The organism is Advenella mandrilli, assembly GCF_016595155.1.
In the GTDB taxonomy this organism is placed as follows: domain Bacteria; phylum Pseudomonadota; class Gammaproteobacteria; order Burkholderiales; family Burkholderiaceae_B; genus Advenella; species Advenella mandrilli.
In genome coordinates this window covers 278,439-294,985 of the sequence record NZ_JAENGP010000002.1, presented here as the reverse complement: position 1 = coordinate 294,985, position 16,547 = coordinate 278,439, and the positions used below count along the sequence as shown (strand labels likewise).

The following is a 16,547-nucleotide window of genomic DNA, read 5'->3' as shown; positions in this document are numbered from 1 at the left end:
CCTGCCTGACAACCGTCCCTGTTGCCAACGTGTCCAATCCACCTTCAGGAGCCCCATGAGCTATTGCCACTATGTTGCCGGTTTACCCGTGCATCAACCCTCGGTTCACCGCGCTTACCATGACACCCAGTACGGCTTCCCGCTGGACGATGACAATGAGCTGTTTGGCAGGCTGATTCTGGAAATCAACCAGGCAGGACTTAGCTGGAATACCATTTTGGTGAAGCAGGACAATTTCCGGCAAGCCTACGACAGTTTCAACATAGAAAAAATAGCGGCCTATCAGGAAACAGACCGGCAACGCCTGCTGAGTGACGCCGGCATTATTCGCAACCGTTTAAAAATCAATGCCGCCATTGAAAATGCCCGCACCGTGCTGGCACTGCAGAAAGAATTCGGTTCGTTCCAGGCGTGGCTGAATCACCATCACCCTTTATCAAAAGAAGAATGGACCCGCCTGTTTAAAAAAACCTTCAAGTTTACTGGTGAAGAAATTGTGAATGAGTTCCTGATGAGTACCGGTTATTTGCCCGGTGCCCATGATGCTGATTGCCCGATTTACCGGCAGGTACTGGCCAGAAAACCGGTCTGGCTAAGTCATACAGGCAATGACGGGCCCAAGTAAGCCAGTAATGGTCATTACCGGCCATTACCGCTTACAGCGGACCTAGCTTTACTCAATCCCGATATCCAGACACACAATCTGCCCGCAATAAGGCTTGGCCTGTGCCAGTAAATGCGCAGGCTTGTAAGCAGCAAAGGCATAACTGATGTCGGCCCTGAATGTATCTGCATCAGCCTGCCCGGTATCGCAGTTCAACCCTGTTGGCATATCCAGGGCAATCCGGGTGCCGGGCATAGCATTCAATTGAACCATGCACTGCCTGACCGCATCGCTTAACTGTCCGCTAAAACCGGTTCCAAAAACCCCGTCAATCAATAATTCATACGGTTGCTGCCGGGAAACCTGCTGCATGGTGATGATGTGCAGCTTATTGGATTGTGGCAAGCGCTGGCGATTCAGCTCTGCCAGTTCAGTCAGCTGCTCACCCAGCAAAAAAACAATATCCACCTGCCAACCCTGCGCATGCAGGCAGCGGGCAATGACCAAGCCATCGCCCCCGTTATTGCCCTTGCCACACACTACCAGGCAACGTCCGGGCACCGGAAAGTGTTGCAAAATATCACTGGCCGCCGCGGTTCCGGCATTTTCCATTAATTGCTCAAAACTGCTGCCGGCATCTACTGCGGCCTGTTCCCGTTCACGCATTTGCACAGAGGTATAGATTTTCATTTTCAGGCCGCCGCCAAACGCCCCCAATAGCGGGTACGCAAGCGGTCATACACCAGGTTATATACATAGGTATAAGGCAGGTAAAACAAGACCAGCCCAAAATCCAGAATAAGCGCTTCAACCAGACCCATATCCAGCCACCAGGCAATAAAAGGAATGGCCATCACCAGCAGGCCAAGCTCGAATCCGGCCGCATGCACACAGCGCATGAACACGTTTTTTACCCACCCGAAACGCTTGAGCAGGCGATCAAAAAAGGTGTTATAAACCATGTTCCAGAGCAAGGCCATCACGGCAATCACAACCGTCACCACCCCCATATCCACCATGGATTCACCCGAAATCCAGGCGGCCAGGGGCGCACTAATGCCAATCGCCAGCACCTCAAAACAGAAGGCATGCAAAAACCGTTCAAGCACCGATTTGTCTTTTTCCAATTGCACAGCAAAAATCTCTTATTTAACGTTACGGCGTACCAGTGTACTTTGCCCAAACAGACTTTCCACCATATCCAGCACAATTTCCGCCGTTAAATTGCGCACATCCAGGGCCGGGTTCAATTCAACAATATCCAGTGATGCCATCATACCGGTATCGGCAATCATTTCCATGCATAACTGGGCTTCCCGATAATTGGGCCCGCCCCTTACCGTGGTACCCACACCCGGCGCAATATCCGGGTCCAGAAAATCCACATCAAAACTGACATGCAAATGGGTGTTCTGGTCCAGGCCATACAAGGCCTCTTGCATCGTTTGCCGCATGCCGGTTTCATCGATATGACGCATATCGAAAACCTCTATGTCCGCTTCATGAATAAAATGCTTTTCACCGGTATCAACACTGCGGATACCAATCTGGCGGATCATGTCCGCGTCAAGGGCAGGATTGCTACCCGACATATTAACCAGCGCATCGGGCCCATAGCCAAACAGGCAGGCCACCGGCATACCATGAATATTGCCCGTGGGCGACAATTCAGCTGTATTGAAATCAGTATGGGCATCCAGCCACAACACCCGCAGCCGCTTTTGCTGCTCCCGGCAATAGCGGGCAACCGCACTAATGGAACCCACACCCAGGCAATGGTCGCCCCCCAGCATGACCGGCAAACGGCCTTCCTGCAATTGGGCATAAATGGCATCATGGGCCAGCCAGTTCCATTCTATGACCTGCTCAAGGTGACGATAACCGTTGACAGGTGCCTGCCAGGGATTGGCCGGACCGTGAATATTGCCACAATCACGCACATCAAGCCCCAGTTTCTCAAGGGACTGGGTAATACCCGCCACCCGTAAAGCCTCGGGACCCATGCTGGAACCACGGTGACCGGCACCGACATCGGTGGGTACGCCAATCAGGCTAAGCCGTTTATTTTGAATATCCACCACTTCATCTTCCTTAAGAATCCGTTTGCCTATTTTCTCATATAGAGCACGGGCTGGCAAAAACAATTGCCAGCCCAGTATTTATTTTGATAACATATCTGTGATCACAGATGTATTAATACAATGCATATCATTAGGAGATATTAATGAACCTGAACGGAAAAAAAGTACTGGTCACGGCAGGTGCCAATGGCATTGGTCTTGCCATTGCAACGACTTTCAAACAACGAGGCGCCAATGTTTATGTGACTGATATAGATCAGGAAGCATTAACCCGCTTACAACAAAACCATCCCGGCATTTACAGTAGCCAGTCTGATATTTCCAAAGAAGAAGACATCAGAAACATGATAAAGGCAGCCGAAAAAACACTCGGCGGCCTGGACATTCTGGTCAATAACGCGGGTATTGCCGGGCCTACCAAACCCGTCGAACAAATCACCCGTGAAGAATGGGATAACACCCTTAATATCAACCTTACCGGGCAGTTCCTATGCATCAAATATGCGCTTCCCCTGCTGCGCAAGGAAAAAAATGCCGCTATTATCAATCTCTCCTCTGCCGCTGGCAGGCTCGGCTTTGCCGGCCGCTCTCCCTACTCCGCCTCTAAATGGGCCATTATCGGCTTAACACGATCCCTTGCCATTGAACTTGGTCCAGAAAATATTCGGGTCAATGCCATTTGTCCGGGTGCCGTTGATGGCCCACGAATTCAGCATGTCATCAGTGAGAAAGCCCGCATGCTGAACAAGCCTCATGAAGAAATTGAAAACCTGTATAAAGGACAATCTTCCATGCACTGTATGGTTAGCGCACAGGATATCGCCAATCAGGCACTATTTCTGGCCAGTGACCTAAGTGTACATATTTCAGGACAAGCCCTGGCTGTGGATGGTCATACCGAAAAACTCTTCTAGACATTGAGATTGACTTGTTCAGGCTGAAAAAGTGATGGTTTTTCTTTGGAAATATACTCAAAGCTGCTCAAAATATCTCCGTGCAAAGCCGCTATTGCAGCTTTACCATCGTTTTCCTTCAAGGCCTTGATCAGATTCGCATGATGAATCACCGCTATTTTATCGGTGGTTCTTTGTGAGCCCTGACGCAAGTCATAATTTAAAACAGGCCCTATCCGTAACCACATGCTTTCTATCAATTTCAACAGTACCGGCATCTGTGCGGCTTCATAAATCACAAAATGAAATTTCTGGTTCAGCAGAACCAATGCCGATTTATTCTGGCCTGATGAGGTCATTTCCTTGGCCAGCTGATCATTAATTCGCGTAATTTTCCGAATCAGGTTTTCATCCGCGTGTTGTGCCGCTGCCTCTACCGCCATCCCTTCCAACTGTAAACGGATTTTTGTAATTTCCGCAAAAACTTCCTGACTCAACAAAGGAACCTTGACCGATTTGTTGGGCGCCACTTCCAGCGCATAATCGGCCACCAATTGGGCAATCGCCTGCCTGACAGGCATAACACTGACGCCCAGACTTTCTGCCGTCGTTCTCAAAGATAAATGCTCACCGGGCATTAATAGACCCGTCCAGAGCATTTCCTTAATCCGATTGAGAATATCTGTACTCAAAGTTTTGCGCGATGTTGTCATATCAGAAGCCATATCAGGGTAAATACTAAAATAAAAACTGTGATCACAGTTGTATAGTGTAGTTATGTTTATAAAAAATATTCAAGCATTCATTTCAATGGTTCATCATAACCGAGGAGCAGGCATGAAAATAGTAACACTACCGTTCGTTCTGGCATCAAGTATCCTTTGCACGGCTGGCGCACAGGCCAATGGCATTTCCAATGATGCCATCCGCATTGGTTTTATTACCGATATGTCAGGCGTTTATGCCGATACGGACGGACCCGGTGGAGTGCTAGCCATCAAAATGGCCATTGAAGAGGCGGGTGGTAATATTAATGGAAAACCCATTGAATTACTAACCGCTGACCACCAGAACAGGGCCGATATCGCTGCGTCCAAAGCCCGGGAATGGATTGACCAGAACAAAGTGGATGTCATTATTGGCGGTACCAACTCCGCCACCACGATTGCCATGATGGGTGTCGCTGCAGAGAAAAAAGTGCCGGTCATTTCAGTAGGTGCTGGCGCAACCTCCATTACCAGCGAACATTGCACACCATACACCATTCATTATGCCTATAACACGCAAGCCACTGCCTATGGCGTTTCTTCCGCCGTACTGAAACAAGGGGGCAAAGATTGGTTCTTTATTACGTCAGACTATGCCTTCGGACATGCACTGCAAAAAACAGCCTCTGATGTTGTCAACACCTCCGGTGGAAAGTCAATGGGTAACGTGCTGGTCCCTTTAAATACTGCCGATTTTTCTTCCTATATGCTGCAGGCACAAACATCAGGGGCCAAAATTCTGGGCTTGGCCAATGCGGGCAATGATTTTATCGGTTCCATCAAGGCGGCACATGATTTTGGCGTCACCTCTTCCATGCGTATCGCCGGTTTACAGGTATATATCAGTGATGTTCATGCTCTGGGGCTGGATGCCACCCAAGGTATGTACCGCACCTCTCCCTGGTACTGGAATCAGGACGACGCTTCACGTACATGGTCCAAGAAATTCTATGAAAAACAAAAAACCATGCCTACCTTCAACCAGGCAGGCAACTACTCTGCCGTTTCCAACTACCTGAAAGCCGTCAACCAGACGGGTACTGATGATGGCGCCACCATCATGGGCTGGTTCAAATCCACACCGATTTCCGACATGTATATTAAAAACGGTAAAGTCAGGGAAAATGGCCTGATGGTACACGACATGTTTCTTCACGAAGTCAAGACACCTGCCGACTCCAAAGAACCTTGGGATTATTTCAATATCATCAGCACCATTCCCGGTGAAGAAGCCTTTGGCCCTGAAAGCATGTCTACCTGCAAACTAAAATCTGCATAGGCGAAACAACAATGATCAAAACAGCCATTATCGGAACCGGCCTGATTGGCCAGGCATGGGCCATTGTTTTTGCGCGGGCAGGATGCCAAACCATCCTGTGGGATGGTAATTATCAGGCAGCTCAGAAAGCGCTTGAGCTCATTGCCCTGCAACTGGAAGATCTGCAACAAAATGGGCTGGTATCCGAACCGGCTGCTATTTTGCAAAACATTCGTGTGGTACAGCATCTGGATGAGGCACTGGAAGACGCCGAGTACGTTCAGGAAAATCTTCCCGAAAACCGTGATGTGAAGCGGGCCATTTATAAAGAAATGGATGCCCTGGCACCACCCGGAACGATCCTGGCCAGCTCCACATCCAGTATTCCGGCGTCTGAATTTACCCAAGACCTGAACGGACGCCATCGTTGTCTGGTTGCTCACCCAGTCAATCCGCCCTACCTGATTCCTGCCGTGGAAATTTGCGGTGCGCCATGGACTTCTGAACAGACCATCGCCAAAACCCGACAGATCATGAATCAGGTTAAGCAAAAACCCGTTGTCATCCATAAAGAACTGGAAGGTTTTATTCTGAATCGTCTGCAAGGTGCCCTGCTGCGTGAAGCTTATCGGCTGGTTGAACTGGGTTATGTCTCTGTTGAAGACCTTGATGTAACGATCAAAGACGGACTGGGCTTGCGCTGGGCTTTCATGGGCCCCTTTGAGACCATCGACCTTAACGCTCCAAATGGCATAAAAGAGTATTCGGAACGCTACGGCCCTCTTTTCCAGTCTATATCAAAAGAACAGACCTCTACCGAAAGCTGGTCGGAATCCCTGATCACAAAACTGGAAAACAGCCGCAGGGAACAACTGCCAAACGAGCAATTGCTACAACGCCGTTTATGGCGTGATAAGCAATTAATGGCCTTATTAAAGCACAAACAAAAACAGTCTCTTTAATTTATATTCAAATCAGGATTTCTCAAAATGTCGTCAAAAGTCATTATTACCTGCGCAGTTACAGGTGCCATTCACACCCCCAGCATGTCTGAACATCTACCGGTTACCGCAGATGAAATTGCCAACGCTGCCATTGCTGCTGCCGATGCCGGTGCCGCCATTCTTCACCTACATGCACGTGATCCCGAAAACGGCAAGCCCACTCAGGACCCGGATTATTTCCGTCCATTTCTATCGCAGATCAAAGAAAAAACCAATGCAATCATTAATATTACAACAGGTGGCAGCCCACACATGACGGTTGAAGAACGCATGCTACCCGCTACCACCTTCAAACCGGAATTGGCCTCACTCAATATGGGCTCCATGAATTTCGGCCTGTACACCATGCTGAACCGTTTTACCGAATTCAAACACGAATGGGAACGTCAGCATCTGGAAAACAGCCGTGATCTGGTCTTCAAGAATACATTTAATGATATTGAAACCATTTTACGTATCGGCAATGAAAACGGCACCCGTTTTGAGTTTGAATGCTATGACATCAGCCATCTGTATAACCTGGCTCATTTTATGGATCGTGGACTGGTCAAAACACCGCCGTTTATTCAATCAGTTTTTGGTTTACTGGGTGGTATCGGGCCCAATCCCGAAGATCTGATGCATATGCGCCGTACGGCTGACCGACTGTTTGGTAATAATTACCAATGGTCTATTCTAGGCGCTGGTCGCAACCAGATACCATTAGCCACCATTGGTGCCGCCATGGGTTCCAATGTACGTGTCGGGCTGGAAGATTCCCTATGGATTGCCCCTAAAAAGCTGGCCCAATCCAATGCTGACCAAGTCAAACAGATCAGAACTATTCTGGAAGCCCTGAACCTTGAAATTGCCACCCCAGCTGAAGCACGCCAGATATTGCAATTAAAGGGTGCCGATAATGTTAACTTCTAAGGCATGATGATTATGTTTAAACTTACCGGCCAAACGGCCTTCATTACCGGAGCATCCCGTGGCATTGGTTTTGCAGCAGCAAAAGCACTGGGGTTACAAGGCGCAAAGGTCATTATCAATGCCCGTAATCCAGAAAACCTGCAACAGGCCAAACAGGTACTGGAACAAGCGGGGATAGAAACCATTGCCGCTCCCTTTGATATCAGCAACCCACACGAAGCAGTCGCTCATCTGGAAAAAATTCTGGAGACCCATAAAATTGATATTTTCCTGGGCAATGCCGCCAGCCAGCACCGTCAAAATCTGCTGGACTATCCCCTGGAGAAATTTGAAGAAATCATTCAGGTCAATTTAACCTCACAATGGGCCATGGGGCGCCACCTTGCCCGCCATATGGTTGAAAACGGCCATGGCCGCATTATTTTCACCGGTTCAATCACCGCCCTCTCAGGACGCAAGGATGTCACCGCCTACTCCATTGCCAAGGCAGGCTTGCATGCCATGGTCAAGCAATGGTCGGTTGAACTGGGTAACGCCGGTGTTACCATTAATGCCATCGCCCCCGGTTATATTGCCACCGAATTTACGGAAAAACTGAAACAGGATACTGAATTCACGTCATGGCTACACCAACGGGTTCCCCAACAAAAATGGGGAAACCCCGAAAATGTAGCCGCTGCCGTTTGTTTCTTTGCCTCGCGTGAAGCCGATTTTATTACCGGACAAACGCTGGCCATTGATGGAGGGCTGTCATCGGCGCTTTAAGCGTTGCACCATCACAGATTGACATCATCCCCTCCCTAAAGGAGCAACACCAGCGCCTTGTTGTAGACGAACCAGCACGAGCCAGCGAAGCAGCGTATTTGCCGCTCCTGCTGGTCGTCGGGCATCAATTCGTACTTGTAGTCGAGCAGCAGCAAACCCCACACTGAAACCTAAAGACAAGGACGGCTACACCGCCCTCGCTATCCTTTACGTTTGGCAAAAGCCACCATAAAAAACACCCCAAACCCGGATATCGTTCCGGGCTTGGGGTGTCATTCCATTTTACCAAAGAGACAATGGTGTGACGCTTGAGCTCAAAAAGAACCCGATACCGTTTTTTTATTTCACCCTGTTATTTGCCATGGTCAGGGCCAAATCCTCGATCATGTCTTCCTGACCGCCAACCGTGCCCCTGCGGCCAAGTTCAACCAGAATATCACGTGCAGAAACACCGTATTTCTTTTCTGCCCGTTTGGCAAACAGCAGAAAGGATGAATAAACACCCGCATAACCCAGCGTCAGTGCATCCCGGTCCACCCGAATGGGTTGATCCATAATGGGCGTGACCAAATCTTCGGCCACATCCTGTGCCTTGAACAGATCGATACCCGTAGGAATTTCCATCCGGTTCAAGACGGCAACCAGAACCTCAAGTGGTGTATTTCCAGCCCCAGCCCCCAACCCAGCCGAAGCGGCATCAATCCGGTTGGCACCTGCCTTGATGGCAGCCACCGAGTTGGCGACCCCCATGGCCATATTATGGTGCCCATGAAAGCCCAATTCTGTTTCCGGCCTTAAACCATCCCTTAACGCGGCAACCCGGGCAGCGACATCTTCCGGCAACATATAGCCGGCCGAATCAGTCGCATAAATACAGTTGGCTCCATAGGATTCCATGAGCCTGGCCTGTTCCAGCAGTTTTTCAGGCGTGGCCATATGAGCCATCATGAGAAACCCTACCGTATCCAAACCCATTTTTCGGGCAAAGCCAATATGTTGTTCAGAGACATCCGCCTCGGTACAATGCGTGGCCACGCGAATGGTTGAGACCCCTTTTTCACATGCCATTTTCAAGTCATCAACCGTACCAATGCCGGGTAACAGCAAGGCTGAAATTTTTGCCTGTTTCATCAAGGGTATGACAGTTGACAGATATTCTTCATCGCTATGGGCCGGAAAACCATAATTGACAGAGCTGCCTCCCAAACCATCACCATGAGTGACCTCAATAAGAGGCACACCTGCCTCATCAAGCGCGCAGGCAATGGATTTCATCTGTTCTAAAGACATCTGATGACGCTTGGGATGCATCCCGTCACGCAGCGTCATGTCGTGAATCTTGATTTTGTTCATGTCGACCATTTTTATTTAATCCTTTATTATTGCGCTACAGCCGTATTTGCCAATACATTTTCAGCAAACATTTCAGCTGTCCGGGTTGCTGCAGCGGTCATGATGTCCAGGTTTCCGGCATACTTTGGCAAGAAATCACCCAGGCCTTCCACTTCCATAAACATGGATACCCGGTTTCCGTCAAAAACCGGTCCATTGACCAGCTTATAACCCGGTACATATTTTTGTACTTCCCGGATCATTTCCTGTACGGAAGCCGTAATGGCTTCACGGTCGGGTTCTCCAACCACCAGACAATGCACCGTATCACGCATCATTAATGGTGGTTCGGCCGGGTTGATAATGATAATGGCCTTGCCTTTTTTGGCCTTGCCCACTTTTTCAACCGCACTTGCCGTGGTCCTGGTGAATTCATCAATATTTTTACGCGTACCAGGCCCTACCGAACGGCTGGATACCGTTGCAATGATTTCCCCGTATTCAAGTTCTTGCACCCGGGAAACCGCCGCAATCATGGGAATCGTGGCCTGGCCACCGCAAGTAACCATATTCACATTCATGGCCCCCTGCTTCAGACAGTCATCCAGGTTAACCGGCGGCACACAAAAGGGCCCAATTGCCGCGGGTGTCAGGTCAATCATCAGGACACCCAGTTCGTTAAGCTTGCGACTGTTTTCCGCATGAACGTAAGCGGAAGTGGCATCAAAGGCAATCTGGATGTTGTCTTTTTTGACATGCGGCAACAGGCCATCTACCCCTTCGGAAGAAGTTTTCAGGCCAAGCTCACGGGCACGGGACAAACCGGCAGAATCAGGATCAATACCCACCATCCAGACCGGTTCCAGACAATTACTGCGTTGCAATTTATAAAGTAAATCGGTTCCAATATTACCCGGGCCGATAATTGCACATTTAATTTTTTTCATCGTATTTTTTAAGAAAAGCAATTTATTATTCAAACACGGTGTTAACCGTACCGAGCCCGTCAATGCTAACGCTGTAAGTGCCAGCCGATGACACGGCCACCATTGGCCCCAGTGCACCCGTCAGGATAATGCTGCCAGCCGTCAAGGGACGCCCACATTGCACCATGACATCCGCCAGCCAGACAGCCGCATTCAATGGATTGCCCAGACACGCAGCCCCTTTTCCGACCGATACCTGCACGTTATTGTGCATCATGGACATGTCGCATTCAGTCAGGGAAAAATCTTTAAGCAAAACGGGCTGACTGCCCAATACAAACAGGGCACTGGACGCATTATCTGCCACGGTATCCGTAATACTGATTTTCCAGTCGACAATACGGCTATCCACAATTTCAATGGCTGCCAGCGCATATTCGGTTGCACCGATAATATCCGCATACGTATGCCGTTCATGGTTCAGGTCTTTACCAATAACCAGTGCGATTTCGGCTTCAACCTTGGGCTGGATAAGACCGGACAACTGTACGGGGGTATTTTCTCCAACCGCCATATCTGCAAACAACATACCAAAATCGGGTTGATCCACCCCCAACTGTGCCTGCACAACGGGCGAAGTCAGTCCGATTTTCCGGCCTACCAAACGGCGGCCCTGACTCAATGCATATTGCGTATTTTGCTCTTGAATGGCATAAGCCGTTTGTATATCGGCCTGCCTGAGACGGTCTTTAATAGGCGCTACCGGTTTGCCCGATTGCTGTGCCTCACGCAAAAGCGCGGCGGCACTTTCTATACTTAACAATTGATCATTCATAATTAATGTGTTTCCTTAGTCTTTATGACCATTTAACAGGAAATCAATATGTAATGCATTAAACGTTTCAGGGTCTTCGTATTGTGGCCAGTGACCGCAGTTTTCCATCACGGCCAAACAGCTGTTTGAGACCAGCGAATGCAGCTTTTCACCCACGCTGACTGCAGCGGTAGGATCATGGCTGGTCCAAAGCACCAGTGTTTCGGCTTCGATTTTGGCCAGTTCTTCGGGAGTTAGCAGGTTACGCAAGCGGACATCCATATCCTGCAAGCACATAATGCTTTCAATGGCTTCAAGCATGCCCGGAGAACGATAAGTGGCATATCTGGCTTCAACCAGATCTTCGGTAACAATTGAAGGGTCCGCCATCAGGAACTCAAGGCGTTTGCGGGTAGCTTCCCGGTCTGGGTTTCTGACTGCATTCAAGCTAAGGGTACGTAAACGTTCCATCACTTTGGGGTCTGCAATCATCCCGCCACAGGTGTTAAGAACAAGCCGTTTGACCCGTTCGGGGTATTTTGCCGCAAAACGGGCACTGACCCAACCGCCCAGAGACTCGCCAGAAAAATGAATTTTTTCCAGCCCCAGCACATCCATCAAATCACGCAGATGTTCTACATAATCGATGACCTCATAATTGCATTTGGGCTTATCGGTAAAACCGTGTCCCAGCATATCAATGGCCAACACACGAAAATGTTTTGCATGCGGCAGGATATTACGCATATAGGCTTCCAGATGACCTGAAATACCATGTAGTAAAAATAATGTTTCGGGCCCTTCTCCGGCCTCAAGGACACGGGTTTTGACCCCTTTTACGTCGATATAATGCAAACGGACACTGCCATCGGCCACGGCAGACCATAAAGAACGCAGTTCTGGCTGGGCATTATTCTTATGATTATTTTCCAAAGTGCTGGATGAACGACTCACTGACTTTATCTCCAATAGATGATTAACAATATCTTAAGTATCAAGCATGTTAAAAAACATTCATTTAATCCAATATTTATTTTGTAGTTATTGATAGGATAAAAATCTAATTCAATTTTTTTTATTCATTGCCGCAACAGGAAACCCTGAAATTCTGTTCCATCAAAGACAGAAAATACTGAAATTCTTCCATCTCGCAGTGGTCATGCCATGACATGTATAAATTGATATTGGGTGGCGTAGGACTCACTATTTTCCTGAAACAAATTGAAGGATTAAGCAATGTAATGACATAATCCGGTAATATGGCAACCCCCATACCCATCGAAACCAGATTCAGGGTGAGCAACATATTGGATGCATTCTGGATTTTCTTGTATTTGATATTGTTTTCTTCAAGGTATTGATTGGTCAATATACCCAGCGCCCCAGAAAAATTAGGGTCAGTAACAATAATATTTTGATCCTGTAACAAGTTTACGGGGATTTCATTTTCCCGAGCCAGGGGATGCTCAACTGACATCACCAACACCAGCTCCTCCTGATATATCAGATTATTTTTAAATCCCTCTACTGTTTGTCTCAAAAAAGCAACATCAAGATCCCCCTTAAGCAAGGCCTCTTCCTGTTCAATTGTATTAATACTTTTCAACTCAACATTCAGGGACGGCATTTTCTGCCTGATAAAAGGCATAATTTTCGGGAAGATTTTTACTTCAGCCGAAGGTACAAATCCTATTTTTATTTTCCTGTTAGATTTCCTGACCGAATCCCGGGTTACCTGGATGGCAAGATTGGCCTGCTGCAATACCAGCCTGGCCTCCTTGAGAAAGACTTCTCCGGCTTTGGTCAGTTCTACTTTACGTTTCGTTCTGCTAAACAATTTAACGCCTATTTCATTCTCCAAATCACGGATCTGCTGACTCAGTGAAGGCTGGGCAGTAAACAGCTTTTCAGCCGCCCTGGTGAAATTCAATTCTTCGGCGACAGCAATGAAATACCGTATGTGTCTAAGTTCCAAATCACCCTCCAGTAATCTTTTTTAAATATTAATTCAAATAAAAAAAGTATTTCACAGTTGTTACAACTGCAACGATCATATCGGTTGTTACCACACAAAAGAATGATCCTAAAGACGACTACAGGAGGCTATCGTTAATGAATAAAACCATAGACATTCAAGCTTTAATAGATTCCAAAAATGGGCAAGTGACTCCTTCGATTTATACTGACCCTGAAATATATGAACTTGAACTGGAAAGAATCTTCGGGCGCTGCTGGCTGTTTCTTGCGCATGAAAGCCAAATTCCAAAAGCAGGAGATTTTTTTAATACTTACATGGGTGAAGACCCCATTGTTGTTGTTCGTCAAAAAGATGGTACCGTGAAAGCATTCTTAAATCAATGCCGTCACCGTTCCATGCGAGTCAGTTATGCCGACTCGGGCAATACCAAAGCCTTCACCTGTCCCTATCATGGCTGGTCTTATGCCACCAACGGTGACCTGATCGAGGTTCCGCTTGAGCCGCGCGCCTACCCGCAAGGTTTATGCAAATCAAAATGGGGCCTGCAAGAGGTCACCAAAGTTGCCTCTTATAAAGGCCTCATCTTCGGCACCTGGGACGAAAACGCAGTCAACCTTGAAGAATATATGGGCGATATGGCCTGGTATCTTGATGGTGTTCTTGACCGTCGTGAAGGTGGCACCGAAATTGTTGGCGGCATCCATAAATGGACGATCGACTGCAATTGGAAATTTGCCGCCGAACAATTCGCCAGCGACCAGTACCACGCCCTGTTCTCACATGCCTCAGCGGTACAAGTGCTAGGCGCCAAACCCGAAGACGAGCAAAAAGCACTGGGCTCGGGCCAAACAGCCCGCCCTGTATGGGAAACGGCAAAAGACGCCCTGCAATTTGGACAGGATGGTCACGGTAGCGGTTTTTTCTTTACCGAAAAACCTGATGCCAACGTTTGGGTCGATGGTGAAGTATCCGATTATTATCGCGAAACTTATCCCGAAGCCCTTGAGCGCCTTGGCGAAATCCGGGCACTTCGCCTGGCGGGTCACAACACCCTGTTCCCCACCCTGTCATGGTTAAACGGCACAGCCACGCTACGTGTATGGCATCCCCGTGGCCCCAACCAGGTTGAAGTCTGGGCATTCTGTATTACCGATAAAAATGCCCCTGAAGAAGTCAAGGCCGCCTTTGAACGAAGTGCTACCCGTGCATTCGGTCCTGCCGGTTTTCTTGAACAGGACGACTCTGAAAACTGGGTTGAAATCCAGAAAATTCTGCGTGGCCACCGTGCACGCAACAGTCAACTGTGCATGGAAATGGGTATGGGCAATGAAAAAATCCGTGATGATGGCGTCCCGGGAATTACCAACTATATTTTCTCGGAAACGGCCGCTCGTGGCTTCTATCAGCATTGGGCAAATTTGTTAAGCAGCCAAACCTGGCAAGAGGCCAAAGCCAAAACCGATGCTTATCAGAAGACCCTGGTTGAAAACAGCAAGGAGACTGCATAATGACACAAGTTATCACGCCCGTTTCCATGGAATTACACCATGAAATCAGCCAATTCCTGTTTTATGAAGCTCAAAAGCTGGATGACTGGCAATTCCGTGACTGGCTCACCCTGATCGCAGAAGATATCCACTACACCATGCGCACGGCAGTAAACGCCCAAACCAGGGATCGCCGCCGCTGTGTACAACCGCCTACCACCTGGATTTTCAACGATAGCAAATTCCAGCTTGAGAAACGGATTGCCCGACTTGAAACAGGTATGGCCTGGGCCGAAGAGCCCCCTTCCCGTACCCGTCACTTCGTCAACAATATCCAAATATCTCCTACCGAACAGGAAGATGAATACGATATTCGTGTGAACTACTTGCTTTATCGTTCACAAAAAGAGAAAGATGAAACCTTCTATGTCGGCATGCGCAACGATCGTATTCGTCGAACCGGAAACAATGACATGGGTTGGGAAATTGCCCATCGGGAAATTATCCTTGATCAGGTTGTTATTACCTCTCATAACCTAAGCATACTGTTCTAGTCATGGAAAAGATTTTTGTTTGCTCAAAAAATGACTTGCCCGAAGGTGAAGCTATCAAGGTGGACTGTCAGCCCGAAGCGATCGCCGTATTTAATATTGGCGGCTCATTTCATGCCATGAATGACAAATGCAGTCATGGCAACGCGTCCATGTCCGAAGGCTATATTGAAGAGGATGGCAAGGTGGAATGTCCATTACATTCCGCCCTGTTTTGCGTCAAAACCGGCAAGCCTTTATGCCTGCCGGCAACCGATCCTATCGCCACCCATCCGGTTGTGGTTGAAAATGATTCCATCTATGTCCTTCTTAAGGAGCAACAACAATGAGCTGGTTACAAGACCAAACGGTTCTGATTACCGGTGGCGGATCGGGCTTGGGCCTGGCCCTGGTGGAACGCTTCCTGAATGAAGGTGCCAATATCGGTGTCTTGCAACGCTCTGCGTCAAAAGTTGAGTTGCTGAAAGAGCGTTACGGCAATGACATCGTTGTGGTGCAAGGCGACGTGGCCAATTACGAAGACAACCAGCTTGCCGTTCAGGAAACCGTCAAGAAATTTGGAAAACTGGATTGTTTTATTGGTAATGCTGCCGTCTGGGATCATGGCGCCAGCCTAATGAGCCTGTCAGCCGAACAACTAGATACCGGCTTCAATGAACTGTTTTCAATCAATGTAAAAGGCTACTTGCTGGGTGCCAAGGCGGCCAGCCAGGAACTGATCAAATCAGAAGGTTCCATTATCTTCAGTCTCTCCAACTCCGCCTTCTACCCCGAAGGCGGGGGCCCTTTGTATACATCCAGCAAACATGCCGCCGTTGGGCTAATACGTCAGCTGGCTTTTGAACTGGCACCCAAAGTGCGGGTCAATGGCGTTGGCCCATGTGGCATGGCCAGTGATTTGCGCGGTCCTGCTTCCCTGGGACAAGACCAGTTGCGAATCATGGATTCACGCACACCTGAAGCCATTGCCAGCATTTTACCGCTGCAGTTTTTTCCTGACGCCAGTGAATTCACCGGGCCTTTTGTTTTATTGGCATCCCGTGAAAACAACCGTACATTAAGCGGTGTCATGATTAATGCCGATGCGGGTCTGGGCATCAGGGGCATCCGCAATACTGCCGGTGGCATGAACCTGTAAACAGTTCAAGTTTTAATAATAATTAAAGAATGGCTAT

General features: G+C 48.4%; 20 protein-coding genes. 10 read left to right on the top strand and 10 right to left on the bottom strand.

All coding sequences use genetic code 11. The annotated features are described in order from the left end of the window. The first annotated feature begins 55 nt into the window (after window positions 1–55). Window positions 56–625, top strand: a complete 570-nt coding sequence (locus JHL22_RS03000; RefSeq protein ID WP_200233619.1) for a DNA-3-methyladenine glycosylase I — start codon at window positions 56–58, stop codon at window positions 623–625. Between the two features lie 48 nt (window positions 626–673). Here JHL22_RS03000 and JHL22_RS02995 read toward each other — a convergent pair whose 3' ends face one another. From JHL22_RS02995 to rocF, 3 genes are read right to left on the bottom strand one after another with little or no spacing between them, the layout of a single operon-like run. Further along, entirely contained in the window at window positions 674–1,294 is a 621-nt protein-coding gene (locus tag JHL22_RS02995; RefSeq protein WP_200233618.1) for an NAD(P)H-hydrate epimerase, read from the bottom strand. 2 nt (window positions 1,295–1,296) lie between these two features. Further along, entirely contained in the window at window positions 1,297–1,737 is a 441-nt protein-coding gene (locus JHL22_RS02990) for a multidrug/biocide efflux PACE transporter (protein WP_329610621.1), read from the bottom strand. 12 nt (window positions 1,738–1,749) lie between these two features. Beyond that, window positions 1,750–2,685 (bottom strand): arginase, encoded by a 936-nt coding sequence (gene rocF, locus JHL22_RS02985; RefSeq protein WP_200233705.1) that lies wholly within the window; start codon window positions 2,683–2,685, stop codon window positions 1,750–1,752. Window positions 2,686–2,828: 143 nt separating this feature from the next. Here rocF and JHL22_RS02980 point away from each other — a divergent pair, with 143 nt between their 5' ends. Further along, window positions 2,829–3,599, top strand: a complete 771-nt coding sequence (locus JHL22_RS02980) for an SDR family oxidoreductase (protein ID WP_200233617.1) — start codon at window positions 2,829–2,831, stop codon at window positions 3,597–3,599. Here JHL22_RS02980 and JHL22_RS02975 read toward each other — a convergent pair. After that, on the bottom strand, window positions 3,596–4,270 hold the full coding sequence (locus JHL22_RS02975) for a GntR family transcriptional regulator (protein ID WP_234041072.1): 675 nt from the start codon (window positions 4,268–4,270) through the stop codon (window positions 3,596–3,598). The genes JHL22_RS02980 and JHL22_RS02975 overlap by 4 nt on opposite strands. A gap of 145 nt (window positions 4,271–4,415) precedes the next feature. On the opposite strand from JHL22_RS02975, the gene JHL22_RS02970 reads away from it, so the two are divergent. The 4 genes from JHL22_RS02970 to JHL22_RS02955 are packed head-to-tail and all read left to right on the top strand — an operon-like array spanning window position 4,416 to window position 8,284. Beyond that, complete coding sequence (locus JHL22_RS02970; RefSeq protein WP_200233614.1) at window positions 4,416–5,624, top strand: ABC transporter substrate-binding protein; 1,209 nt, start codon at window positions 4,416–4,418, stop codon at window positions 5,622–5,624. Window positions 5,625–5,635: 11 nt separating this feature from the next. Then, window positions 5,636–6,565, top strand: coding sequence for a 3-hydroxyacyl-CoA dehydrogenase (locus JHL22_RS02965; protein WP_200233612.1), 930 nt, complete (start codon window positions 5,636–5,638; stop codon window positions 6,563–6,565). Window positions 6,566–6,592: 27 nt separating this feature from the next. Beyond that, a complete protein-coding gene (gene kce, locus JHL22_RS02960) occupies window positions 6,593–7,519 on the top strand; it encodes a 3,5-dioxohexanoate:acetyl-CoA acetone transferase (RefSeq protein ID WP_169295649.1) in 927 nt (308 codons plus the stop codon). Window positions 7,520–7,531: 12 nt separating this feature from the next. Then, window positions 7,532–8,284 (top strand): SDR family NAD(P)-dependent oxidoreductase, encoded by a 753-nt coding sequence (locus tag JHL22_RS02955; protein ID WP_169295650.1) that lies wholly within the window; start codon window positions 7,532–7,534, stop codon window positions 8,282–8,284. Between the two features lie 35 nt (window positions 8,285–8,319). Here JHL22_RS02955 and JHL22_RS02950 read toward each other — a convergent pair whose 3' ends face one another. The 6 genes from JHL22_RS02950 to JHL22_RS02925 all read right to left on the bottom strand — a co-directional run bounded on the left by JHL22_RS02950 (window position 8,320) and on the right by JHL22_RS02925 (window position 13,331). Further along, a complete protein-coding gene (locus JHL22_RS02950; RefSeq protein WP_329610620.1) occupies window positions 8,320–8,448 on the bottom strand; it encodes a helix-turn-helix domain-containing protein in 129 nt (42 codons plus the stop codon). A 175-nt stretch (window positions 8,449–8,623) separates the two neighbouring features. Continuing rightward, entirely contained in the window at window positions 8,624–9,646 is a 1,023-nt protein-coding gene (dmpG, locus tag JHL22_RS02945) for a 4-hydroxy-2-oxovalerate aldolase (protein WP_407926755.1), read from the bottom strand. 17 nt (window positions 9,647–9,663) lie between these two features. Next, the gene (locus JHL22_RS02940) at window positions 9,664–10,563 is read right to left on the bottom strand and encodes an acetaldehyde dehydrogenase (acetylating) (protein ID WP_200233611.1); all 900 of its coding nucleotides are present in this window, start codon (window positions 10,561–10,563) and stop codon (window positions 9,664–9,666) included. A gap of 25 nt (window positions 10,564–10,588) precedes the next feature. Then, complete coding sequence (locus JHL22_RS02935) at window positions 10,589–11,377, bottom strand: 2-keto-4-pentenoate hydratase (RefSeq protein ID WP_200233610.1); 789 nt, start codon at window positions 11,375–11,377, stop codon at window positions 10,589–10,591. 15 nt (window positions 11,378–11,392) lie between these two features. Beyond that, complete coding sequence (locus JHL22_RS02930; RefSeq protein WP_200233606.1) at window positions 11,393–12,310, bottom strand: alpha/beta fold hydrolase; 918 nt, start codon at window positions 12,308–12,310, stop codon at window positions 11,393–11,395. A gap of 121 nt (window positions 12,311–12,431) precedes the next feature. Further along, on the bottom strand, window positions 12,432–13,331 hold the full coding sequence (locus JHL22_RS02925; RefSeq protein ID WP_200233604.1) for a LysR substrate-binding domain-containing protein: 900 nt from the start codon (window positions 13,329–13,331) through the stop codon (window positions 12,432–12,434). A 137-nt stretch (window positions 13,332–13,468) separates the two neighbouring features. Here JHL22_RS02925 and hcaE point away from each other — a divergent pair, with 137 nt between their 5' ends. Genes hcaE through hcaB form a run of 4 tightly spaced genes read left to right on the top strand, consistent with a single transcriptional unit; the run spans window position 13,469 to window position 16,510 of the window. Beyond that, the gene (hcaE, locus tag JHL22_RS02920; protein ID WP_200233602.1) at window positions 13,469–14,842 is read left to right on the top strand and encodes a 3-phenylpropionate/cinnamic acid dioxygenase subunit alpha; all 1,374 of its coding nucleotides are present in this window, start codon (window positions 13,469–13,471) and stop codon (window positions 14,840–14,842) included. Then, a complete protein-coding gene (gene hcaF, locus JHL22_RS02915; RefSeq protein WP_200233601.1) occupies window positions 14,842–15,375 on the top strand; it encodes a 3-phenylpropionate/cinnamic acid dioxygenase subunit beta in 534 nt (177 codons plus the stop codon). The genes hcaE and hcaF overlap by 1 nt, the downstream gene beginning before the upstream one ends. A gap of 2 nt (window positions 15,376–15,377) precedes the next feature. Beyond that, the gene (hcaC, locus tag JHL22_RS02910) at window positions 15,378–15,701 is read left to right on the top strand and encodes a 3-phenylpropionate/cinnamic acid dioxygenase ferredoxin subunit (protein ID WP_200233587.1); all 324 of its coding nucleotides are present in this window, start codon (window positions 15,378–15,380) and stop codon (window positions 15,699–15,701) included. After that, the gene (gene hcaB, locus JHL22_RS02905; protein WP_200233585.1) at window positions 15,698–16,510 is read left to right on the top strand and encodes a 3-phenylpropionate-dihydrodiol/cinnamic acid-dihydrodiol dehydrogenase; all 813 of its coding nucleotides are present in this window, start codon (window positions 15,698–15,700) and stop codon (window positions 16,508–16,510) included. Before hcaC ends, hcaB begins: the two co-directional genes overlap by 4 nt. The last annotated feature ends 37 nt before the right edge of the window (window positions 16,511–16,547 follow it).

What these genes read in the sequence shown, in the direction of transcription:
- JHL22_RS02980 (WP_200233617.1), top strand. Translation starts at nt 2,829, where the DNA reads ATGAACCTGAACGGAAAAAAAGTACTGGTCACGGCAGGTGCCAATGGC.
- hcaC (WP_200233587.1), top strand. Translation starts at nt 15,378, where the DNA reads ATGGAAAAGATTTTTGTTTGCTCAAAAAATGACTTGCCCGAAGGTGAA.
- JHL22_RS02995 (WP_200233618.1), bottom strand. Translation starts at nt 1,294, where the DNA reads ATGAAAATCTATACCTCTGTGCAAATGCGTGAACGGGAACAGGCCGCA.
- JHL22_RS02935 (WP_200233610.1), bottom strand. Translation starts at nt 11,377, where the DNA reads ATGAATGATCAATTGTTAAGTATAGAAAGTGCCGCCGCGCTTTTGCGT.
- dmpG (WP_407926755.1), bottom strand. Translation starts at nt 9,646, where the DNA reads ATGGTCGACATGAACAAAATCAAGATTCACGACATGACGCTGCGTGAC.
- hcaF (WP_200233601.1), top strand. Translation starts at nt 14,842, where the DNA reads ATGACACAAGTTATCACGCCCGTTTCCATGGAATTACACCATGAAATC.
- JHL22_RS03000 (WP_200233619.1), top strand. Translation starts at nt 56, where the DNA reads ATGAGCTATTGCCACTATGTTGCCGGTTTACCCGTGCATCAACCCTCG.
- hcaB (WP_200233585.1), top strand. Translation starts at nt 15,698, where the DNA reads ATGAGCTGGTTACAAGACCAAACGGTTCTGATTACCGGTGGCGGATCG.
- JHL22_RS02965 (WP_200233612.1), top strand. Translation starts at nt 5,636, where the DNA reads ATGATCAAAACAGCCATTATCGGAACCGGCCTGATTGGCCAGGCATGG.
- hcaE (WP_200233602.1), top strand. Translation starts at nt 13,469, where the DNA reads ATGAATAAAACCATAGACATTCAAGCTTTAATAGATTCCAAAAATGGG.
- JHL22_RS02970 (WP_200233614.1), top strand. Translation starts at nt 4,416, where the DNA reads ATGAAAATAGTAACACTACCGTTCGTTCTGGCATCAAGTATCCTTTGC.
- JHL22_RS02940 (WP_200233611.1), bottom strand. Translation starts at nt 10,563, where the DNA reads ATGAAAAAAATTAAATGTGCAATTATCGGCCCGGGTAATATTGGAACC.
- kce (WP_169295649.1), top strand. Translation starts at nt 6,593, where the DNA reads ATGTCGTCAAAAGTCATTATTACCTGCGCAGTTACAGGTGCCATTCAC.
- JHL22_RS02955 (WP_169295650.1), top strand. Translation starts at nt 7,532, where the DNA reads ATGTTTAAACTTACCGGCCAAACGGCCTTCATTACCGGAGCATCCCGT.